Origin of the sequence: Fibrobacter sp. (assembly GCF_045601785.1) — a bacterium.
Lineage (GTDB): Bacteria > Fibrobacterota > Fibrobacteria > Fibrobacterales > Fibrobacteraceae > Fibrobacter.
In genome coordinates this window covers 1-22,073 of record NZ_JAZSAF010000018.1, presented here as the reverse complement: position 1 = coordinate 22,073, position 22,073 = coordinate 1, and the positions used below count along the sequence as shown (strand labels likewise).

General features: G+C 45.6%; 18 protein-coding genes. 6 read left to right on the top strand and 12 right to left on the bottom strand.

Features of this window, described 5'->3' with window-relative positions; translation table 11 throughout:
* Positions 1–1,402, top strand: a 1,402-nt coding sequence (locus ACKI61_RS03150) for an ATP-dependent RecD-like DNA helicase (RefSeq protein ID WP_407456349.1), incomplete at its 5' end; no start/stop codon positions are given.
* Positions 1,403–1,432: 30 nt separating this feature from the next.
* On the opposite strand, the gene ACKI61_RS03145 is transcribed toward ACKI61_RS03150, so the two are convergent.
* From ACKI61_RS03145 to ACKI61_RS03100, 10 genes are all read right to left on the bottom strand, one after another.
* On the bottom strand, positions 1,433–3,706 hold the full coding sequence (locus ACKI61_RS03145; RefSeq protein ID WP_407456348.1) for a fibrobacter succinogenes major paralogous domain-containing protein: 2,274 nt from the start codon (positions 3,704–3,706) through the stop codon (positions 1,433–1,435).
* Positions 3,707–3,892: 186 nt separating this feature from the next.
* A complete protein-coding gene (locus ACKI61_RS03140; protein WP_407456347.1) occupies positions 3,893–4,936 on the bottom strand; it encodes a branched-chain amino acid aminotransferase in 1,044 nt (347 codons plus the stop codon).
* A gap of 225 nt (positions 4,937–5,161) precedes the next feature.
* Complete coding sequence (locus ACKI61_RS03135; protein ID WP_407456346.1) at positions 5,162–5,347, bottom strand: hypothetical protein; 186 nt, start codon at positions 5,345–5,347, stop codon at positions 5,162–5,164.
* Between the two features lie 54 nt (positions 5,348–5,401).
* Positions 5,402–6,145 (bottom strand): amidohydrolase family protein, encoded by a 744-nt coding sequence (locus ACKI61_RS03130; protein ID WP_407456345.1) that lies wholly within the window; start codon positions 6,143–6,145, stop codon positions 5,402–5,404.
* A 20-nt stretch (positions 6,146–6,165) separates the two neighbouring features.
* Positions 6,166–6,759, bottom strand: coding sequence for a hypothetical protein (locus tag ACKI61_RS03125; RefSeq protein WP_407456344.1), 594 nt, complete (start codon positions 6,757–6,759; stop codon positions 6,166–6,168).
* Between the two features lie 11 nt (positions 6,760–6,770).
* Positions 6,771–7,091, bottom strand: a complete 321-nt coding sequence (locus tag ACKI61_RS03120) for a hypothetical protein (RefSeq protein ID WP_407456343.1) — start codon at positions 7,089–7,091, stop codon at positions 6,771–6,773.
* Between the two features lie 132 nt (positions 7,092–7,223).
* A complete protein-coding gene (locus ACKI61_RS03115) occupies positions 7,224–9,692 on the bottom strand; it encodes a right-handed parallel beta-helix repeat-containing protein (RefSeq protein ID WP_407456342.1) in 2,469 nt (822 codons plus the stop codon).
* A gap of 28 nt (positions 9,693–9,720) precedes the next feature.
* Positions 9,721–11,880, bottom strand: coding sequence for a zinc-ribbon domain-containing protein (locus tag ACKI61_RS03110; protein ID WP_407456341.1), 2,160 nt, complete (start codon positions 11,878–11,880; stop codon positions 9,721–9,723).
* A 15-nt stretch (positions 11,881–11,895) separates the two neighbouring features.
* Positions 11,896–12,177 carry a hypothetical protein gene (locus ACKI61_RS03105; protein ID WP_407456340.1) on the bottom strand — a complete coding sequence of 94 codons (282 nt, stop codon included), beginning with the start codon at positions 12,175–12,177 and terminating at the stop codon, positions 11,896–11,898.
* Between the two features lie 10 nt (positions 12,178–12,187).
* The gene (locus tag ACKI61_RS03100) at positions 12,188–13,798 is read right to left on the bottom strand and encodes a hypothetical protein (RefSeq protein WP_407456339.1); all 1,611 of its coding nucleotides are present in this window, start codon (positions 13,796–13,798) and stop codon (positions 12,188–12,190) included.
* Between the two features lie 1,183 nt (positions 13,799–14,981).
* Between ACKI61_RS03100 and ACKI61_RS03095 the strand changes: the two genes are divergently transcribed.
* The gene (locus ACKI61_RS03095; protein ID WP_407456338.1) at positions 14,982–15,947 is read left to right on the top strand and encodes an IS110 family transposase; all 966 of its coding nucleotides are present in this window, start codon (positions 14,982–14,984) and stop codon (positions 15,945–15,947) included.
* A 100-nt stretch (positions 15,948–16,047) separates the two neighbouring features.
* Here ACKI61_RS03095 and ACKI61_RS03090 read toward each other — a convergent pair whose 3' ends face one another.
* Both ACKI61_RS03090 and ACKI61_RS03085 read right to left on the bottom strand, forming a co-directional pair.
* A complete protein-coding gene (locus tag ACKI61_RS03090; RefSeq protein ID WP_407456337.1) occupies positions 16,048–16,737 on the bottom strand; it encodes an FISUMP domain-containing protein in 690 nt (229 codons plus the stop codon).
* Positions 16,738–16,796: 59 nt separating this feature from the next.
* Positions 16,797–18,101, bottom strand: a complete 1,305-nt coding sequence (locus ACKI61_RS03085) for an ATP-binding protein (protein WP_407456336.1) — start codon at positions 18,099–18,101, stop codon at positions 16,797–16,799.
* Positions 18,102–18,364: 263 nt separating this feature from the next.
* On the opposite strand from ACKI61_RS03085, the gene ACKI61_RS03080 reads away from it, so the two are divergent.
* The 4 genes from ACKI61_RS03080 to ACKI61_RS03065 all read left to right on the top strand — a co-directional run bounded on the left by ACKI61_RS03080 (position 18,365) and on the right by ACKI61_RS03065 (position 21,826).
* Entirely contained in the window at positions 18,365–19,195 is an 831-nt protein-coding gene (locus tag ACKI61_RS03080; RefSeq protein ID WP_407456335.1) for a hypothetical protein, read from the top strand.
* Between the two features lie 284 nt (positions 19,196–19,479).
* Complete coding sequence (locus ACKI61_RS03075) at positions 19,480–20,301, top strand: hypothetical protein (RefSeq protein ID WP_407456334.1); 822 nt, start codon at positions 19,480–19,482, stop codon at positions 20,299–20,301.
* A gap of 35 nt (positions 20,302–20,336) precedes the next feature.
* Positions 20,337–20,708, top strand: a complete 372-nt coding sequence (locus ACKI61_RS03070) for a hypothetical protein (RefSeq protein ID WP_407456333.1) — start codon at positions 20,337–20,339, stop codon at positions 20,706–20,708.
* Between the two features lie 41 nt (positions 20,709–20,749).
* On the top strand, positions 20,750–21,826 hold the full coding sequence (locus ACKI61_RS03065) for a TIGR04133 family radical SAM/SPASM protein (protein WP_407456332.1): 1,077 nt from the start codon (positions 20,750–20,752) through the stop codon (positions 21,824–21,826).
* The last annotated feature ends 247 nt before the right edge of the window (positions 21,827–22,073 follow it).

The window sequence follows — 22,073 nt, the reverse complement described above, 5'->3', positions numbered from 1 at the left end:
CGACGTCACCGATGATGACGCCATCCAGAATCTGCTGGAGCAGTTCAAACGCATTTGCGAAGCGGGCCGCATCAAGCGCCACGGCGAAGACTGCTTTTTCCCGCCGCTCGATAACGCGGAGCAGAAAATCGCCGAAATCATTAAGCGCAGACTCAACGAAAACGAGTTGCCTACTTACGGCTTTGAGCGCGAGCTCGTGGACTGGGAACGCGAACACAAGTTCAGCTTCGACCCCGTGCAGCGCGAAGCCATTCGCCTTGCCACCGCACACAAGATTTGCATCATCACTGGCGGCCCAGGCACCGGCAAGACGACGATCCTCAAGGGAATCCTGCACCTTGCCCGCAAAATGGGCGAAAACATTCTGCTTGCCGCCCCGACAGGCCGCGCGGCCAAAGGCATGGGCGACTGCTGCGGCGACAAGGCCTACACCATCCACCGCCTCTTGGAAGTCGACCCCGTCACCAAGAAATTCAACAAGAACGAATTCAACAAACTTGACTGCAATTTGCTGATTGTCGACGAATTCAGTATGGTGGACACCTGGCTTGCCGCCTCACTTTTGGACGCCGTTCCCGAAACCGCCCGCATCGTGTTTGTAGGCGACGCCGACCAGCTCCCGAGCGTGGGCCCGGGCAACGTTCTCAACGATCTGCTGCAGTGTCCGCGCATTCCAAGTGTGCGCCTGCAGCACATCTTTAGGCAAAGCGGCGGCAACGACATCGCCGACAAGGCAGCCAAAATCAACCAGGGCATTACGCCGTCGCCTATCGAAGGCCCGAACTTTCACTTTATTCCGTTCGAAACGCCCGAAGAAGCCAAGCTCCATTTACAGCGGCTCATCGCTACCGGCGTGCGCAGCAAAATCGACATCGACCTCAAAACCGACTTGCAGATTCTTGTTCCCATGCGCAAAGGCCCGCTCGGCATTATCGAGCTGAACCCTTTCCTGCAGGACCTCCTGAATCCAGGCGTTCCGCGCCACAAGATGGTCGGCATCGAATGGAGCGTCGGCGGCCGCGTGATGCAAATCAAGAATAACTACGACAAGAACGTGTTCAACGGCGACGTCGGAATCGTCTACAGCATCTACAAAGAAAAACGCAAAATCGCCGTTTTCTTCGACGAAAAACTCATCACCTACCAAGACGACGAACTCGACGAACTGCAACTCGCCTACGCCTGCACCATCCACAAGAGCCAGGGCAGCGAATACCCCGCCGTCATCGTGATTCTCGACTCCAGCCACTACGTGATGCTGCAGCGCAACTTAATCTACACCGCCATCACCCGCGCGAAAGGCCACGTGTGGATACTTTCTGCACCCGGAGCCTTCCACCAGGCCGTCCGCAACAACCGCAGCACCCGCCGCTACACACGCCTTAAAGAACGCTTGGGATGATTGAGGTGCGAGGCATTTTACGCCGTTCGGCTATTCCGCATCCTTGAGGCAACGGACAGGAAAGCTGCCTTCCTTGGTATTATAAGCTAAATAATCATATTCCTCAAAATCATGCATCAATGACACATCTGTTGAGTTTAGTCGCACAATGTATACGAAATGTTCATCATAATCAGTCGATGTCAAGAAGTACGCGGCATAGCCAGCGTGGTTGTACTCAGGTTGACGATATGCTTCAATATGCTTTCCACCTGCAGGCACTGCAGAAAAACCAACCACATCTAGGCCTTGCGTCCAGCTCGTGTTATCATTCTTCCAACCGCTGGTAGCCTTGAACATATCGGCAAAGCTATATTGCGCCTTGTCATATTTGTCATACATGAGTTTTACAGCAGAGAACAACGTTTCGAACTCATTCTTTGATGGCAGATGCCAGCCTTCGGGACAAACATCCTTTGCCACGTCCCATTTATATAGGCGTCCGCCCACTTCGCAGTTTTCGGGAACATCATTGTAGCAATGCCCTATCCCGTCACCTGCGTAATTGAGATTTTCGGCCATCCAGACCTGTTTTCCGATATTCACGGTTCTATACTTCTTGCCGTCGCGTTTGTCCGTTATGGTCCCATAATCAATACCCGGATTAAAACGGAATTCCTTCGGCACATCAAAATTCCAAGCCATTAAATCCGCCCAACCATTCGCAGAGCAGTAATACTTGTTTGTGGAGTTAAGCATTCCAGCTACAATTCGGCCAATATCTTCTTTTTCACATTTTTCGTCACGCTTAATGAAATCTAATTCTTGTGCTCTTTCCCAAGTGTATACATCTATTCCAACATCAAAATAATTCACATGCCGGCAAACATAATAAGTTTTATCTCTATGGTTCCAGCCAACTTCGCCTTCGCGCTTATGCGTACATCCATTGAGCACGGAAACAACAAAGCCATTATCTTCATAATTCCACTCTATTAACCACTCTTTTAAAACTTCGTCATACTTGTAGTGATAATATGTTGAGTCACCTTTCCGCACTTCGCCATCACGTCCTGCAGTCCATCCATATGTATCCACTGTTTCTGTCATAGCGTAAAGCCATTTGCCATTTTGGCAAATGTCCCATTCCTGCGTAGCATTCGGCCTTCTGCAAAAAACGCCTTCACGATCTTTAGTGCATGAGCCGCATGTTCCATCCCCCTCAACTAATTTACTCCAAGAACCATCCCAGCAAACAAATTGAGTTTCGGTATCATAAGTAGAGCTTTTCTTATTTTGCGTGAAGGCCACTTCACCTTCTTCGTCATCCCCGCAATTTCCCAAGCCATAAACATCATTCCAAAAGCGTCGCAGATACTTTTTAAAATTCGGGACAGCGCCAAGTTGCCAATTTTCAACATTTTTGCGGATTGTCGAAAAATAATTTTCGGCATCACGAGCTTGCAACCAGTCAGCCTTTTTGGCTTTGACGGTTTCATCGTTCCACTCGCCGTCTTTTCTGAAATCAGCCACAAACTTATCCATATCTTCAGTCCTACTCGACTGGTTTTGACAAACCATTAACACGCCAAGGGCAAACAACATTGCATTTTCATTGTCATCGCCGAAAATATTCAATCTTTCAGAACTTGAAAATTCTCCCGCAAAACCAACTGTTTTAAAAACTTCCGACTCGGCTTGCCTCTTGGCAGCAGCAATATCTACGCCCGTTTCAAACAGATAAAGCGTTCGTTCATATGCCAAATGCGTAAGCACATTGACATTCACCTTTGAGTAGTCACCAAGGTTGACTAGTGCATACAAGGTGATTTTTTCAGCAATATTCCTGCCAGTCAGTTCGTTACGAGTTTCACCGTTTACCACAACAAGAGCATAGGGCCCCGACAGGGACACTGACGGCAACTCGAATTCACCCTTGTTGCCTGGCTTGACCTCTCCAGAAAAGACCTTTCCCGTTTTGCTCAAAGTCTTTTGATCCAATTCGTAAAGTTTAACAGTGGACCCAGCGAGGAACGGCCCCTTCTGGGCAACACCGAAAATTGTTTTGTCCTTGATTTGCACTACAGCGATTGTATCGTTCGCCGAGGAATTCGGTTCAGATTCAGAACAACTAGAAGAAACTTCTTGGGCAGACGAATTACCCTTGCTGCTGGAAGAAGACTTTACCTTAACGCTGCTGGAGGACATTTCTTCTATATCGTCTACAGACGAGTCGAAAGACGATTCCACTACCAAATCGTCGTTCCCACAAGCGGCGAGCATGACTACAAAGCCTAGAAAAACAAACCATTTAATACAAGCCATAGCCAGCTCCTTCATAGCACAAGCGCATTATTTACCAATATATATTATTTAATGTAGAAATGCAATTATCGCAATCACAAAAAAATCCCGCAGATTTCTCCACGGGAAATTTTCAAATTCGCTCATACCTCGAGGCGAGTCGAAGACGAGCGACCTCATCGCTCAAAGCGACGGAGTCGCGACCTACTACAGTTCCACCACTTCAGTCCAGCCGAACGGGTCTTCGGCTTCACCGAACTGGATAGCAGTGTACTTGGTGAAGAGTTCCGTGCAGACCGGGCCCGGATTCACGCCGTCACCGTAGGTGAATTCCTTGCCGGCAACCGGATCCACAATCTTCTTGATCGGGGTAATCACGGCGGCGGTACCGCATTCGGCAGTTTCGGAGAATTCAGCGAGTTCTTCGAACGGGACCTGGCGGCGTTCCACGGTGTAACCGAGGTATTCAGCCAGCTGCTGCAAGCTCTTGTTCGTAATCGACGGCAGAATGGATTCGGACTTCGGGGTCACGTAGGTCTTGCCCTTGATGCCGAAGAAGTTTGCCGGACCGCATTCGTCGATGTACTTCTTTTCCTTCGCGTCCAGATAAATCGTGCTGGAGTAGCCGAGCTTCTTGGCTTCGGCGAGGGAAAGCAAGCTGGCAGCGTAGTTACCGCCGACCTTCACCGTACCCGTGCCCTGCGGAGCGGCGCGGTCGAAGTTGCGGCTGATCATCATATCCACAGGCTTGAAACCGTCCTTGAAGTACGGACCCACCGGTGTCACGAACATCAACAGCAGGTATTCGTCGGAGGGCTTCACGCCGACTTCCGGACTCGTACCGATGAGGAGCGGACGGATGTAGAGCGTTGCACCGTGACCATACGGCGGAATAAAGCGGGCGTTGGCCTTCACCACTGTGTGGACCATCTCGCGGAACAGCTCGACAGGCGGAACAGCCATGAGCACGCGGTTCGCTGTGTTCTGCATGCGCTTCGCATTCTCGTCGACGCGGAAGATACGGACCTTGCCGTCCTTGCCCGTGTAAGCCTTGAGGCCTTCGAAACCTTCCTGGCCGTAATGCAAGCAAGTAGCGGCCATGTGGATGCTAATGTCCTTGGAAGAAGACAGTTCGATTTTGCCCCACTGACCATTGCGGTAGTAGCAGCGTACATTGTAATCGGTGTCATAATAACCGAAGGGGAGCGTCTTCCAATCGACAGTGTTCAAATCAACTTGCATAGTATTCACCTTTTTTGCAATTTGTGCATTTTTAAAGGTATCATTCGGTACCGCACAGAAAAATACAATTATAAATGCGTTTTTGGCTCGCAATTCTGGAAAAAAGAGGCCCTTTTTCCTTTTACGGTGATTCAGAGCGTTTCTTTCGCCACTCGTACTGCCATGAAATAGCCCCTTCGATGTTTTCGGGAACATATGTTGCATCGCGAACGGCATAATTTACCATAATGTCCGCTATGGTGGCATTCCATTCATCATCGGAATCTTGTTCCGTTCGATCATCTTGCCGTTAATAGTAACATTTGTTCCCCAATGTTGTAGAGACGCGGTGTCAGGATATCTTTTTTCGTACCAGGATAATGGCAAATCGGCAATTATCTTAAGAATCTTATCGGTGTCGTAGACCTGTTCCTCTGCCATACTAAATTTCCTTGAAAATATTCTTTAGGGAGCACGTTCCTTTTTATATATCGCTTATTTCGGTGCTAATGTCAAGAAATTTTGCGCATTTTCCCAGGAGATTTTTTGCCAATCCTTGCCCGCAATGCGTTTGGTTTGCTCAATACGGCTGCGCAAGTGGCGCGGCAGGGAACTTTTTAAGTGACGCCCCGGAATAGGGGTGTCGGAGCCAAACAAAATGCGGTCTGTGAAGCAGCTTTGCCGTGCGGCATCCATAAGTTGCTGAAAATGGCCGTGAGGCATAAATGAAGTATCAATAAAAGCGTTGGAACAGTTCCGTAAAACATTGATTGCCTGCCCAATGGGACGTCCGTGGGCTAGAACGACTCGGACATCAGGGAATCTTGTGCAGATTTCCTGATACATTCCCGCCTCACAATTTTCGCGTTCACCTGTGTGGAGTTTCACAAATAGACCTCGTTCCTGGGCTATATTGAACACTCGTTGCAGTTCGCGACCATTCGGCAACCAACTTTCCGATACACCGTGAATTTTCAACCCACAAATTTTACCACCGGTATCATTCATATACAACGAAAGATCCGGCGAACGTTTCAGCATATCGTGCGTCACCCACAAGATTGGCTTGGCACGACCTTCCGAAAGTTCATGCATTGCAACTCGCTCTTCTAACAAGAAACTAGGATCATCAGTAACAACGGTACTCGTGCTGGAATATGCAAAGTGAGTGATACCTGCAAGTCGCAATGTGCGCAGTATTCGTGGCGGCGTGTAGTAGTCGTCAAAATACTGTCCCATGTGAACATGAAAATCGAATATCAAGCGAGCATGCCAAGAATAAAAAAGAAGAGGAACAAGGGGACTATAAAAATCCACACGCCCTGAAAATAATGTTCCAAGTCAGAATCACTCATTGTCGAATGATCAATAAGTGAAACAACCAAGTACCACAATCCAATATTTTCCCATAGGGTAAATTCGGAGGTAAAAATTAGATGCAAAAGCAAATATCCCAAACCAAGCCCAACGACAGTCGGAGCCACGGCAGTCAGGGAATGTTGCACCGCCTGAATAAACCACGGTCCACGAACTTGGTAGCTAATATGCCCGATGCGTCCACTTTCATTTTCAAACATGCAGATTTCATGGACCTCCGCCCCCGTGATGACGGCAAAACACATGTGGGCCATTTCGTGAACAAACGTTCCTGGGAAAGTCACGAAGTTCACGAAAAAGTAGGCAAAATCACGATTTACAGCACCGATGATTTCAACCTGCAAGCGCTCCAAGCCATAAAGCAACAGCCCCACAATGACAGGCGCCAAAATGGCAAGCACAGTCAAAATGGCACTGATGCCCGCTATGGCACCAATGCCGTCTCCCCAGCCAAGCCAGGTAATGAGTTGTTGCATTAAAGACTGCATCAAATTTTAGGTCTAGGATTAGTGGAAGTGTTCGTCACACCGGGCTTGTGCCGCGTCATCGAAAGCATCTGCTCGTGATAATCGCGCTGGACATCATCTCGAATTTGGACCACATGTTCCCTAACGGTATTCTGGGTATACACGATTTCCTTCTTAACCTCTTTCACCCCATCACTCGCACCACCCACAACAAAAACCACCAGGCAGATTCCGCCAACAACCAGGAGAACCGGCAAAAGCGCTATAAGAATCTTGACGGCGATAACGGCCAAGACGATGACAACCGCCGCGACAACGAGAAAACCCAAAACCGATGCCATACAAGTCTCCTGTAAAATGCGAAGTAGAGGTCATTCAGCTCCACTCTATTTATATCGCTAATCAGGGAGGATTTGTAAAAAGGGGTTGAGCATTTTCCCAAGAAATTTCTGGCATGGTTCAAAATCTTTTTATCAAGATTTGGAGTCTGAAAAACTCGGAGCTTTTTTACCTAGAGCACCTTTTGCTTCCAAATAACCAAACAATGCCAAGCAAAGAACATAAGCGAGAGTGTACAACACAATCCGCAGAGCACCTTCTTCCGTTAAGAAATATATAATAAAACTGAAGAAGCTACCCAACAACGCAGCCATAGTTGTTGCCCGCAATGCCTTATACAAAATTTTACGGAGCGCAAATGTAAGACACAAAACAATGAAAGCCAAAATACCTGTCAAAACAGAATATCCTGTTCCGCTGTCGTTTTCATAAATTATGAAGGCTGCAGCAATGATTTCCAAAATTGCAGCAACAGCAGCGAACTTTCCTTGCATCTGTCCTTCATGCCAAATGAACCAATCCTGCTTTGCTTCAGAAGACAAAGCGTCCCATTCCTTAGCCGTTTTGGGAGTATCCTTACTCCAATCAATACTGGTTTGGCGGTGAGGATCTTTGGGTGTTTCGAGATTACTTTTTGTTGTAGGTGGACCTTTTTTTTCAATTACTTTAGAGGGGGCTTTTTCCGTAACAGGCTTATTATTTTGAACTGGTTTGGGGGCTGGTGATATATTTTGATTATTTACTTCAGGGTGATTAATTGAGTTTGCCGTTGAAGATTCATTGACGGGGGCACCGGTTCTTTGAACATTCTGTCCTACATTGTTAGATATATCGCAATCTTCAATAATTGCATTAGCCTTATCTTCTATAAGGACGCCGTTATTTTTCCCATCATGAATTCTACATTTTTGGATAGTGGCTTCAGAATTTTCTCCAGTAACACGTATTCCCGGTCCCTCATTATTGTAGATTTCGCAATTAACAATAGTTCCTTCCGCACCTTCTTCTATTGCTATACCACCTTTTTTCCCGTCATATACTCTGCAATTTTCTATTGTCGGATACTCGTCACTTTTTTCTTCAAATCCGCAAACTTCTCCAGATATATAAATTCCGTCGTCTAAATTTTCAAAAACATTGCAATTCACATAAGATCCTCCAGCATTAGAAATTTCTATGCCTTTGACTCGGTTTTTGTAAACTAAACATTTTTCTATACGGGGGTCTGACTCGTCGTTAACATGAAGTCCAACAAATTTATTTTCAAAAATTTCACAGGATTCAATTACAGTTTTTATCATCGTCGGATAGTCAGAAGAGCGAACACTTATTCCTGTATGACCATTTCTAAAAATTTTACACTCTTTTACTGAACTGCTATAATCATTCACAAGAATTCCAAGATCTCTATTTTCGGAAATTTCGCAGCGTTCTATTAACACTGCTCCGGATTCAACCATTACGCCATTACCTTTTGTATTGTGAATTTTAGAATCTTTAACAGACAAACATGCATTATCGCCTATTAGAATTCCATAACCCTCGTTTGAAGAAATGTCGCATTTATCAACGGAGCCTTTAGCGGAATCCATAACTGCCATTCCAGCTGATTGACATTCAGAAATCACACAGTTCTTTATTATTAAATTGCTTTTATTTCCTAACGTTATTCCATAGCCTACAGCTTTATAGATTTCGCAATTTTCAACAATAGTGTCACTATAAATACCAACAAGAGACTCATTAACATCTTTAAAGACATAGGATTCATCTCCGTCTTCATCTACTTCGGTAAAAACCGTTTCAATAGGAGTTTGTGTAATGGATAAATTTTTTAATGTTGCTCGAGCGTCAATTGCAATGACATCAGCACCTTCTTCATAGAAGCCACATATTACAGGCTTTTCACCCTTTTTGTTAGGTTCTCCAACAATAGTAAGAGGTTTATTGATTATCAGATTTTCATCATAGTGTCCAAATCTAACTCTAATAATGCTGTCATCTTTCGCCGATTGCAAAGCCTCCGTTATGGTTCGCACATCACCATACCCCGATTTATCAACAACAATTTCATCATAAGCTTTTGGGGCACATTTTTCGCAACAACGTTGGGATTCGTCATAACATTCAGAACAAACAGTATTTCCACACCTCGGACATGTATGTCCCATATCACCCGTTATACGGCGTCCACATATAGCGCAAGGGGCAGTACGTTTCGTTTCATCTTGAACCACATTGTAAATAACATTGCCCATAATTTTATTTTGAACATTGTCACCTGCAATTTTTTGCCCAATAACATCTCCAGCCACTACATTTTTATCACCAATCATTGGTGATGACGCTGAGTCCTTCCGTAGATTTTTTTGATCACCTTGCAAGACATTCTCGTCGCAAAGAACATCACCATCAATTTTATTTTGAACATTATCGCCATCAATCTTTTGGGCGACGACATCCCCTGCAACTACATTTTTATCACCCATTACAGATGCATTCTTTTGTAAATGCTCATCACTTTGGGGAATTGCGGTTCCACAATTCTCGCAAAAATTTGCATTCTTTTCAATTTCTGCACCACATTTCGGACATACAGACATATCAACTCCTTTTTAAAAACTTTTATTATTATAGGCTCGCACCGCATTCTTCGCAGAAGGACGAGCCATCTTCGAGAACAGCTCCGCAGCTCGGGCACTTACGTTCAGCAGCTATTTCTGCCAACGGTTCATCAATATCCTTGCGGCGGTTATTCTGCTGATTCTTCTGATCCTTCATACCGGCAACGGCACGTGCTGTAGCAGTCATCCCCTGCAGCATACGGTCATTTTCTTTTTGAGCATCAGCATGAGCCTGATTGGCCTGTTGCTTGTAAATATCAACCATTTCCGCTTGATGTTCTGCCTTTTGACGATTGGCAGATGCATTAGCACCGGCAGTAGCCTGCATTCCAGTCATCCCCATCTGTGCAAACATCTGCATCATCTGCTGCATATTGGCATTGTTCATATTGTTCGCCTGCATCATGCGTTCAATTTCTGCAGAGCGATCCTCACGGGTCGTCTGCAGAATATTCTTCATCATGCCTTCAAGCTTACCATTCTGCGCAAGAGCTGCTTCTGCCTTATACTTTTCTGCAGTAGCCGCAGCTTCAGCGGTAAACTTGGCCTTCATCGCTTCTGCAGCAGCAGGCGTTATGTCCGGATTAGCCGCAATAATCTGCTCCACGGTCATTGTTTGGAACATACGGCGCATTTCCTCCTCATGCGCCCTAGCAGAAGCAAGAGATTCTTCTTGACGGCGATGTTCTGCCTCTTCGCGTTCCTGACGAATTGCCTGCGCCTGTTTAAGAATTTCCAGTTGAGAAAGCTGTTCTTCCCTATCAAGATCTATGTCGGCTTTCCGACTGCGAGTATTGAAATCAAGATCCTTTTCGCGACGATCGTCTTCGTAAGAATCCTGCGTTCTGCGCAGTTGCAGCTCATTTTCAAGACGTTTTTGACCGATTTCAAATTCCCATAACGTTTTCTGGCGTTCAAGAGCCTGTTCGTTATTCATTGTCGCCAGCGCAAGAATTTGGACGTCGTTCAAGTCGCGTAAATCGGTGCGATGGCGCTTATTGTGTTCAAGATTATCGAGTTCTTCATCCCTGAGCAACTGGCTTTTCTTAAGTTCCAAAAGCGCAGTTTGAATTTCATCTTCCGATTTGGCGCTATGCAGTCGGCGTTGACCGGTAAGCATTGTCGCGAACTTTTCACGTTCAAATTGATTCAGCTCATTTTGCTGGTCAATTTTTGCGATTGCATCAACAAATTCAACCTGAGTTTGCGCTTCGTGCAAAGTCTGCGCATTCGTTTCGTCCTTTAAACGATTCAAGAAATTATTTCGCTTCGAGAGTTGCTCAAGTTCAAGTTCCGAAACGTAGAGCTCTTCCTTAAGCTTGCGAATTTTATCCAAATCTTCGCGAGAAGCACTCATATCCAAGACATCAGTCACTGTCACGAACGGATACACCTGAGCCATGATATTTTGCAGTTTCTGGAGCGCTTCACCATAAAGGGCCATATCGCCCACCACCTGATCCGGCGAAACTCTTGTCAATACATTCCGAAGAGCACTCTTGACAAGCAAATCTATTTTCTTGGAAAATTCATCATAGCACACGAATTCTTTGTCTAGGAGCAATGTACGATAAAATTCATTCACATTAGAAATCTTGCACAAAACGTGTAAAACAACATCACTATGCAAGTTTGCCGTGGGCATATCTGTCAAATCGAACAACAGCGGGAATTTGGTATCACGAATCAGGACAATCGATACACGGGGAACATTCGCGTTCACTTGATTAGAAAGGCCTGCTGCTTCTGCACGTTCGCGACCACGGCTAGAGAAGAAGCCAACGATATTACTGAAGAACCGTCTAACTAAGCCAGGTTTATCCACATGGGGAGAATTTTCGTTCACGCCCAATTCCTTGAAGGAATAGCTACCGGCATCTAACTCCGCAACAAATTTTCCTTCAATAAAGAATAGAGCTTTTACGCCATCCTGGACCTGCAAGCCCTTTACCTTACCATAAGCGGCAATATCATTTTCTTCGATTTTTACGGCGATTTGTCCGTTAAGAATATTCCAGCGGATATATGAACCGAGAAGGGTAAAATTCTCTTGACCGGAACTATTTGCCATTTGACTTTCCGGGATGATTTCGACCTTCATTCCGCAAGCTTTGCAGAACTTTGCGGAATCACTCAATATTGCGCCACAATGTGTACATTTTTTCATGATTTTTACCCTCGTTTATAAAACTTTCTTGATGTTTGAAATTTCAAAAACATTGTTTCGAATTTCACCGGTTATTTCCACATACTCACCATCATGTTCATGAAGAACATTATTCTCAAAAGGATTGTCTCCTTTCAAAAACAAAGGAATGACAGAATCCTTATTACAATAGAGGAATGGCCTTAAATGTTCATTTTTACTTCCGACATCGCTTTGACGGAATATTACAGTTCCGCGCAAGACCACATGCTCTTGCCCAGATGGAATACTATTTACTTTTGAATCAATTCCAGCCATTGCAGCAACCTCATTTAGAAAGCAATTGCTTTTTAATATTCCCCTGTTCATCAAAATAAATCTTCATTAGCGACTTCCACTCACCAAAATTCTTTTCGTATACGGCTTGAAACAAATTATTCGAAACAATTTTATAGTATTTAGGTTCAACGTCCTGCATATAATCCGACATATCAAAAGACCCTTTAAGATCCGATTGATATTTTTCCAACTTCGGCAAGAAAGCCTTGACAGCTTTGCAATCTTGTTCTATCAACACGGCTTTCATAGCACGACGAACATCAGGCATAGGAACCTTAATTCTCGTAATAGACGTATTCAACGTTTTCGCAAATTTCGCTTGTTTACTGTAAACCAATTTGACAGAAGGGTCTCCATACAACGAAAACTCTGCGAGGGTCTTGATCGTCGAATCATCCGGTTCTTTTCCAGCCATCAACTCTGTTAATGCCGAGCAATATGCATCGCCAGAACTTTCCCCATTTTGAGTCTTTTTAAGGAACGTACCAACAATGACGTCGGCACAAGTTCCTGGAGGAACGCAAGGTCCGTACGCAATTTTACTTGATCCCAAAAGAGCGAGACACCCATTTTGCATTGCATTAAGTACAATACTGTCCTCAGGAGTCAAACCTTGCATATAACGCGCACCATAGCAAGCTTCAACACCAATAAAATAGGGCATTTTAATCAGCTTTACAACTTCTGGAGAGAATGTTTCAGGATAAGAAGATTCTTGTTGTCCATACCAGTATTTGGTTTGCTCACTTCCATGAAGGTTAAAATACAGAAGGTTCGCATTCTGGGATATTACCTGATTTACATTATTCAATGTAATGTTCGGAGACGTGTTGACATCGCTCTGCGAGATTCCCCTATACTGTGCATTTGAGGCATTCTTCCAAACGAGCGCAGAAAGTCCAAAGGTTTCTGTATCTAATTTAGGAGTGTAGTTCGAAACCGTTGCAAAATACTTAACAAATTCTCCTATCGATTCCCCAGGATAACTTGGCAGGCGACCTGTACGCAGAACCTGCGCGAAATCATACTGTTGGCCGTTCCACGGAGAATTCGTATCCAAGGTAACATAAGGCAAATCTGCAAGAACGAGTTCATCGCTATCAGCGCACTCGTTTTTCCACGACATCACATTGACAATTTCTTCATTACCTAGAACGAAAAGGTATTTAGGACACGCAATGTTAGTAATCTGCTTCAGCAAGTCAACAATGGCAAAGGCATCGTTTGATTCAACAGGGAGAACACCATTATCGCCGACATCAAGAAGATGATAACGAACATTTCTAGTCTTGGCATTGTTGATATAATCAGCGATCTCTTTTTTCAACTGTGACGGAGAACAAGAGAGCTGATTTGCCAATGCAGATACATCCGTCATTATGATTCCGAGTTCACAAGAACCCGCCAACAACGACGCCTGTAACCATTGACTTTGCCAATTACCGGCGAACGTGGAAAGAGAATCTTCTACAAAAGAAGATTCCGCACCTCTAGAAAAACCACCCAGAGGTTTTATTGCCGGAGAAACCCTTGCGCCGCATTCCTCGCAAAAGCAAGCATTCTCAGACAATTTATTTCCACAGTTTTCGCAGTATGGCATAAAAATTCCTATAACGCTCGCGCACCTCGATCAGTACATTCGACGAGTCCTTTCCGCACTAAAGATTCTAGAGCCGTTTCAACAGAACAATCTCTATATTCAGGGTGATTCATTTTCCAATAATTAATCTGTTCATATAAAACCAAGCCTCCTTGATTTTTTAAGAAATTCAGCAAAGCAGTTTCAAATTGTTCTTGACACATAACAAATATTCCTTTCTCCTGCAGATTTTGCACACCATGCTGCGCGGGTTTCGGCATAGTGTGTTTTGCATTTGCAAAAGTTCATTTTTTTTCATTGAATAAATCGCAGACACAGCGACATTTTTCTCCTTCAATGAAATTTCCGGAGTTCACCCCTGCTCTGCAAGGAATCGTGCCAAATTTTGTGGAAACAAAAAAGGCGCAAGTCGTTGCATTTACCTAGATGGGGCTCTCGACTGCCCTTGTACGATAAACGCAAACGACCCACGCCCCAAACGGGCTGTTGCCCTTGGTCATGCAACCAAAGACCGACCATGAAGCCGGCATAGCAAACTGAAACACACCGCCAAAACGGCATGTCTGCGTGAGTGTCCGCCTTGTCCTCGTACAAGTTGAAATTGTCGAGATTTCATCTAGAGGGCAAGAGCAAAAACTCTTTTTCACTTCAAAAACTAATATAAAATTGGACGAAAGGGACAAAAAATATTAAAAAAATCGTTTTTTCTCAAAAAAAACGTCAAACATAACCTGTTTCCACGGAAATTCCGTAAAGCAAATTACAATTTGCCAAGTTCGCGAAGCATTTTCTCGTTTCGTTGTCCGTCTGATACCACTTCACCAACCGATCTATATTCTCGGTTTCTGGAGAATCACACATCGCTTGGTAATAGCGGGCTCTTTTTGGTATTTCTTTGGTGTCTTCCATCTGCATTTGACGCCTTTGGCGTCTGCAACTACGGCTCAGTCCTATATTTAAAAAGGACGAAAATCACCCCTTCATTAGTCTATTTTTAGAAATGGGTAGGAGATGGGCAACCCGGCGGCTCGGTAGCGCCCGACGCAGTGCATGACATTGGGACCCATCTCCTTCAACCCAGGACCCCGAACAAGTATGCTGGCAAAAAAGCAGATGCCGAATACCTTTGGACAATGGGGCGTGGGGTGATTACCCGTTAACAATATAGCAAAGGAATCTTAAAATGGAAACATGGGTTGGCATAGATATCTCTAAGGACACTTTTGACGCGGCATGGCTATTGGATGGTAAAAAGAACCATCTGAAGCTTGAAAACAACGCTAAGGGTTTCAAACGTCTTCTGAACGAAGTGCCGGCTGAGTCCCGTTTTGCGATGGAAGCTACAGGAGAATATCACCTAAACTGTGCCAGATACCTATCCAGCCGCGGAAATCCGGTTGCTGTCTTGAACCCATTTGCCGTGAAAATGCATATGCAGAGCGATCTAAGACGCTGTAAGAACGACAGGGCCGACGCCTATTCAATAGCGAAATTCGCAGCGGAAAAGAATACCGATTGCTGGACATGCCCGACAGACGACGAAATAAGGCTCAAGCATCTTGATGCCGTTATAGACAACTTGCAGAAACAGATCCGTCAAAGCAAGAACATACTGCATTCGCTAACCCAGGTCAATTTACGAGACGACCAGGCCGTTTCCATCATCAAGAAAACAATATCCAGTCTGGAAGCCCTCATGGAAAAAGCCAGGAACAGGCAACTTGAAATGGTCGAGACCGGCAAGAAAGAAGAAATCGCCTTGGCATGTTCCATTCCCGGGATCGGTCTGGAAACATCGCTGAAGTTTTTCACACACGTTGGGAACATCGAAAGGTTTGGCAGTTCCAGAAGCCTGATTTCCTGGATAGGCCTGACTCCACGGAATGCACAATCAGGGACAAGCATCCACAAAAACGGAAGTATTTCGAGAATGGGCTGCACAAGGCTGCGAGGGCAATTCTATATGTGTGCAGTCGTCGCGATAAAATACAATCCTGATTGCAGGTCATTCTATACACGATTGAAGGAATCGGGCAAGCCTAGCAAAGTAGCCTTGATTGCAGTGGCGAACAAGCTGCTTCGACAACTTTATGCAGTCCTTACGAAAAAAGAGGCCTATGTACCAAATTTTTGTACAAAAGCCTCTTGACATTTAATACAGTATGTTATGTCAAGCTCCGTTTGCCACAACACTCGCCTTGAAGCTGTTGTCCCCCTGGTTCGCACTCCGTTGCTCTACACCCCCAGCGTTACAACTCCCAATCTTCTTTTTTTATACAACGAAGAGAATAATAACCTTTGGGCTTGTCTACTAAAAGGCCGTTAACTCTATCCTCAAAATCTGGTGAAAAAATTTTCATCCTTCCATGTTCAGTGTATGTGCTTGTCACCCACATTCGAAAGCCTTCTCCCAAATCCTCATAAAAAAGTGGGTCTGGATCGCCTGTAGATAGGTTGTTGTAAAAAGTTGCATACCCACTATAAAGAGACACCTCCATACATTCATTGTTCTTGAAATGTTTTATTCCATCCATTAAGTCAACAATTCTATTCCATTCAGCCAAGGTGGGGACACGCCATCCATGGGGACAAATGGAATCAATGATATCTAGGTTAAAAGTTCCGAAGTTTTTTTGCTTGGTGTTCATATACTGTACAGAATACAGCCTTCCATAGATGTCGCAATTGCTTTGCTGTTCATCATAGCAAGTGCTAGTTTCCGCTGGGTAATTCAGGTTTTGGTCCATCCACACTCTATCGCCAATGGTGATGTATTTATACACTTGACCATCTCGAACATCTTGGAATGTTCCACGACCGCTTTCCGGACATACTTCAGATGCATCGAAACTGGAGGAGGTGTCTGTGCAAGCGGACATTAATTCCAAGCCCGCAAGCAACACAAGTAAGAAATTGTTTAACACCCCGTAACCAAGCATAACCAAAATTAGCCGATTTTGTCATAATCTGACAAGGCAAAGAAATTGATCACCAAAGTTTAGCGGATTGTCCACAGCAGGTAAAGCGGCAAGCTTACCGTTGAACAACCTTCGCAATCGTTCACGGCGAGGTTCTTGAGCGAAAGCTTGTACCCCTTTTCCGGTGCAAATTTCTTGCAGAACTGCTTATAACTCTTCGCTTGCGTGTTGGTTGCCGCTTTGACTTCGACAGGAACCGCTTTCCCTTCATTTTCAAAGAGAAAATCAAGTTCCGCGCTGTTTCCCGAGCGCCAGAAATACGGGTTCTTTCGCATACAGAGCAATTCATTCAGAACATAGTTTTCTGTGACGGCACCCTTATTCGTATTGGGCGTATCGTCCATCAAGATATCCTTGTAGCCCAGTGAGAGTCTGCGGCCCAGCAGACCGATGTCCGAAAGGTACACCTTGAAATTCGTCGCATCCGAATTTGCAGACAAGGGAATTTCCGCATTCTGCACTAGTTCAACCAAATGAATAAGCCCGGCATTTTTGAGCCACTGTAGCGCGGCCTCAAGTTCGTGAACCCGTTTGCCGTTCTTTACATGCGAAAACATGAACTTGTTGTTTTCCTTGGCAAGTTGCTTGGGCACAGAATCCCATATCATGCGGATTTTTTCAATTTCATTTACGGGAGCGTGCTTCGAGAAATCGTCCGCGTAGTCTGCAAGAATTTCATCCTGGATTTCTCCCACGGTTTCAAAATTTCTGGAGGTTGCGTACTCGTTCACCGCTTCGGGCATCCCGCCTACAACAAGATATTCCTTCAGCAGGCGTTCCATGGGCTTTGCATAGACTTCGGGAATCGTCCGATCAATAGGCCACTCAGCAAAGAGCTCGATGTATTTTTCTTCACCACAGGCGGTCAAGAATTCCCTGAAGTTCATCGGGAACATCTGCATGCGGTTGACTTTCCCGACAGGGAACGAAATATTTTCGCGACGGAGAGCAACGCCGAGCAAAGACCCCGCGCATGCCACATGGAGTTCTCGCTTGTTCTCGCAGAAATATTTCAAGGAAGTGATTGCACGCGGAGCTTCCTGGATTTCATCAAAGATCAGGAGCGTCTTGCCCGCCTCAATTTTGCATTGCGTAAGCAGCTCAAGCTCCCTGAGAATCCTCTCTACATCAAAGTCATAATCGAAAATGGCGGCGAACTTGTCGCTAGACTCAAAGTTGATGTAGCATACGTTATCGAAGTATTTTGCGCCGAATTCCTTTAAGGTATGGGTCTTGCCGCATTGGCGAACACCCGTCAAAAGCAGGGGCTTCCGGCGCTTGCTATTTTTCCAGGTGACCAAATCTTTTAAAAATTCGCGTTTCATACCTTTAATATACAAAAGTCATAGGACTTTTGCAATAAGAATTACATTTTTCATAGGACTTTTTACATAAAACTTGCGTTTTCGGCACGAAATACAGTCCGGACGTATCGCATTCCCAAAAGCAATTCCACTTTCATCGACAAGTGTATTCTTTTTTTTATATTAGGCTTCAAAAAAACAGACTTCAAATGATACGCTATTTTCTTTTCCTTTTGTTCCTTGTCCCAACAGTCCACGCTATCACCTGCACGGAAGGACTGCTGATGTATTACAAAGAGTTTTATGGGCTTTATCTAGGAGGAACGGACGCCATCCTTGATAGTACTTTTTTCACCTATGACGGAGATTTTTTTCGTTCTGAAAAAATTTTAAGAGAAAAAGACTACCTTAGAAGTATTGTCGAATCGAATCGTGACGGAATAAGTCAAATCGATACGACGATTAAACTTTATCTAGTAGACGATTTTAATTTTCAGTCTGACCACCGCAGCATTGCGAACAAAAAAATTTCAAACGACACTATATCTATTGAATTTCTTGAAAGGGATTCCATTGAACGTAAGCAAGATATTCGAACAATCAGATCTACTACGAAAGTTTATAAAGACGGCCTTATTCTTGACGACACTGAATCTTTAGAAAAAGAAAACGATACTTATGCAACCCATATTGAAGTATCATTCAAAAACGATACCTTGCTCCTATTAGTTCTTGGATCAGAAGACGGCGCACCGATGGATACTGCTGGTTTTGAAATCTATGTTGCCGACCCAAATGACAGCCATATTTGCCACGAATTCTACCGAGTTCATGATTGCGAAGATGGTTGCACAGATAACAACGGGAATCCGATAAAAGATGGAGACATTGTACAGTCATACGACCACACCATTACAGAAAATTCAAACGGGTTCATGATAGAAGAAATCCGACACAACGGAACGAACCAATACTTCATGATTTATTCCGATGGGACAACAACATCCATTGCAAAGCGACCTGCCGCAAAGATGAACAGACTCCGCCGCACCCTCTACTTTGACACCAAGGGACGGAAGCACCAGAAAATCGTTCCCTACAGGGTATTTTTCTAAGCCGTAATCGTCGGTGCCGTCTTTGTAATGTCCCTTATCGCTCCAAGTATTCGAGGATGCATCGTATTCCCCATTTCTAGAACCATTGCCAGAACCGCCATTAGCACCAAAACCAATAAAGCGACCACCCTTTCGGGCGCTTTGTTTTATATTTCGACCTATAAAGTCAAAATTGGCAAATTTCAACCCCCTATATCACACATTTTTGTCCTTGAATTGCAGGGGCTTTCTATTTTGTATATATTTAAGACGTTAGGGACCTTTCTATGGGATAAGGAGTCTTTATGTTCTACAAGCACTGGAAAAAATTAGCACTTGCTTTAACTGGACTTTTTTGGGCAAGCTGCGACGACTCGGCATCTTCATCGGAAGTCGTTCTTTACGGCTGTCCCGACGATATTTGCGCTCCAGCCCCAAAAAGCAGCAGCGACGCAAATGATACACAGTCCAGTTCCAGCGACCCTTCGACTAGCTCAGGAGCCGAGATTTCTTCAAGCAGTAGCGAGTTCGGGGTCATATCGTCGAGCAGTCTGGAATTGATTGCGCCTGAATACGGGGTTTTTGGCGGGACTTGCTACGGGGATCCGGAATCCCAGGGCACCTACAGGTGTAATGACGGCGTGACCTGCCAAGAAAAAGTGAGTGAACGCTGGGTGCCAGAATATAATTGTGTCGAGGACATTTGCCCTGAGTACGGCGTAGTCGCTATCACCGAAAAGACCTACGAATGCGACGGCAAGATTTACAGCGAGGCCGAATTCAGGTCCCGTTACAGCCAAGTCATCATTCCCAAAGATTCCAGCGAAGCGACCGGTAGCGAAACGCTTTGCTTTAACGATAGCGTGCAAAATACTGAAGGCAGGGTGTTCAAGATTATCGACTGCATTGACGGAAACAAATACCTGAGGGACCCCTCCGCTGCAGGTGTGGAAGGCGTTGAGCTCCCCGAAGGTGTCCAGGTGTTCGCCCCGAAGGCGGGTAGTGAACAGGCTCCGAACTGCACAGAAAATGGTGACGTCTGCATCGAACGAAACCCAAATCTAACGGTCGAAGAAGATTCCCTTGCCGGTTGCCACCAAGTTATCGATTGTCCTCCCAAACCGTAAAAAAACATTTCACACTCCTCATTCCACACTACACCATGTTCTACAAGCATTGGAAAAAATTTCTATTAAGCCTGTGCGCTCTTTTCTGGAGCGGCTGCAGCGACGACTCCTCTAGCGACAGCAAGGAACTGATCGCCTGCGATCTTGAACAGATGTGCCCCGAATACGGCATTATGTACGATTGCGAAAACGAAGAGGACGAAATTTCCGGGAACTTCGAGAACTGCACCATGTCGTACCCCGCGTGTACGGATACTTATTATTGTGAAGACGACGTCACCTGTTTCCAATCGACCGACGACGAAACGAAAACTTTCGACTGTCGCGATGAAAAGGATAAAAAGACGCTCTATAGCGAAGACGAATTCAAGTCAAAATACTACGTGGATGGACAACGCATCCATTAAATTTCACACATCACACTCCACATTTCACACCCCACATTTTCATGCAACTTTCTCTTAAAAAGAAACTCGCTCTCGAAGCATATCGCCTTTACCGCCACAACGAAATCAAGGCGCACCCGCTGACTTACTTTTTCTGGGAATGCACCCTGCGTTGCAACCTGCACTGTCTGCACTGCGGTAGCGACTGCGTGAAGGACGCCATCCCCGACATGCCTCGCGAAGACTTCATGGGCGTGCTGGATAATCTCGCCCCGCACATCGACCCGAAGCACTTTATCGTGGTGATTACCGGCGGCGAACCCTTGATGCGCCAGGATCTCGAAGAATGCGGCATGGAAATCAAAAAGCGCGGATACCCCTGGGGAATGGTCAGCAACGGCCTTGCCATGACACCCGAACGCTTCGTGAAACTTTTGAATGCAGGCCTCCGCTCACTCACGATTAGCCTGGATGGCCTCAAGGAAAGCCACAACCATTTCCGCGGAGCCCCCACGAGTTTCGATAACGCGCTCCGCGCCATCGACATGGCCGCCCACACGCAAGGCCTCACCTTCGACGTGATGACCTGCGTGAACCGCCAGAACCTCAAGGAACTCCCGAAGATTCTCGACCTGCTTTTGAAAATCGGCGTAAAGCGTTGGCGCATCGCGACCGTGTTCCCGAAGGGCCGCGCGAAGGACAATCCGCTGTTCCAGCTCACGAACCAGGAATTCCGCCAGATGTTCGACTTCATCCGCGAAGTCAAGAAACTGAACGTGATCAACGTGAACTACGGCTGCGAAGGGTTCCTCGGGAGCTACGAGAAGGACGCCCGCAACTACCCGTTCTTCTGCCGTGCCGGCGTGAACGTTTCTTCGGTGCTTTGCGACGGGAGCATCTCGGCTTGCCCGAGCCTCCGCGGCGACTACATACAAGGTAACATCTACAAGGACGACCTCTGGGATGTGTGGCAGAACCGCTACCAGGTGATGCGCGACCGCAGCTGGGCAAAAATAGGCGACTGCAAAAAATGCAAGTACTGGCGCTACTGCGAAGGCTCGAGCCTCCACCTGCGCGACGAGAGGACCAAGGAATTGGCTTATTGCCATGTCCAGCGCCTCGAAGACGCCGGTGCATAACATTTCTCAAAAAAACCAACAAAAAAAAAAGGACCCCACCCGCACAGCGGGTGGTTCTTCATATACGGGCCCTGCCCTAGGTTACTAGCGACGCGTTCGACGCGTTGCGCAGTCTGACACCTGCGTGCGGTCCTTACCGGCGAGCCCGTAAACGGGCTACACCTTTCCGAGCATGGTCAGTTGTTCGCCGTATTCATCCTCTTTCAATTGATTTTGGATATACGACTCAATCTCCGCAGTATTCTTT

Bases quoted from the DNA above. Each gene is read 5' to 3' on its own strand.
- ACKI61_RS03145 (WP_407456348.1), bottom strand. From the start codon at position 3,706: ATGGCTTGTATTAAATGGTTTGTTTTTCTAGGCTTTGTAGTCATGCTC.
- ACKI61_RS03135 (WP_407456346.1), bottom strand. From the start codon at position 5,347: ATGGCAGAGGAACAGGTCTACGACACCGATAAGATTCTTAAGATAATT.
- ACKI61_RS03130 (WP_407456345.1), bottom strand. From the start codon at position 6,145: ATGGGACAGTATTTTGACGACTACTACACGCCGCCACGAATACTGCGC.
- ACKI61_RS03125 (WP_407456344.1), bottom strand. From the start codon at position 6,759: ATGCAACAACTCATTACCTGGCTTGGCTGGGGAGACGGCATTGGTGCC.
- ACKI61_RS03120 (WP_407456343.1), bottom strand. From the start codon at position 7,091: ATGGCATCGGTTTTGGGTTTTCTCGTTGTCGCGGCGGTTGTCATCGTC.
- ACKI61_RS03115 (WP_407456342.1), bottom strand. From the start codon at position 9,692: ATGTCTGTATGTCCGAAATGTGGTGCAGAAATTGAAAAGAATGCAAAT.
- ACKI61_RS03110 (WP_407456341.1), bottom strand. From the start codon at position 11,880: ATGAAAAAATGTACACATTGTGGCGCAATATTGAGTGATTCCGCAAAG.
- ACKI61_RS03105 (WP_407456340.1), bottom strand. From the start codon at position 12,177: ATGGCTGGAATTGATTCAAAAGTAAATAGTATTCCATCTGGGCAAGAG.
- ACKI61_RS03100 (WP_407456339.1), bottom strand. From the start codon at position 13,798: ATGCCATACTGCGAAAACTGTGGAAATAAATTGTCTGAGAATGCTTGC.
- ACKI61_RS03095 (WP_407456338.1), top strand. From the start codon at position 14,982: ATGGAAACATGGGTTGGCATAGATATCTCTAAGGACACTTTTGACGCG.
- ACKI61_RS03090 (WP_407456337.1), bottom strand. From the start codon at position 16,737: ATGCTTGGTTACGGGGTGTTAAACAATTTCTTACTTGTGTTGCTTGCG.
- ACKI61_RS03085 (WP_407456336.1), bottom strand. From the start codon at position 18,101: ATGAAACGCGAATTTTTAAAAGATTTGGTCACCTGGAAAAATAGCAAG.
- ACKI61_RS03080 (WP_407456335.1), top strand. From the start codon at position 18,365: ATGTATTACAAAGAGTTTTATGGGCTTTATCTAGGAGGAACGGACGCC.
- ACKI61_RS03075 (WP_407456334.1), top strand. From the start codon at position 19,480: ATGTTCTACAAGCACTGGAAAAAATTAGCACTTGCTTTAACTGGACTT.
- ACKI61_RS03070 (WP_407456333.1), top strand. From the start codon at position 20,337: ATGTTCTACAAGCATTGGAAAAAATTTCTATTAAGCCTGTGCGCTCTT.
- ACKI61_RS03065 (WP_407456332.1), top strand. From the start codon at position 20,750: ATGCAACTTTCTCTTAAAAAGAAACTCGCTCTCGAAGCATATCGCCTT.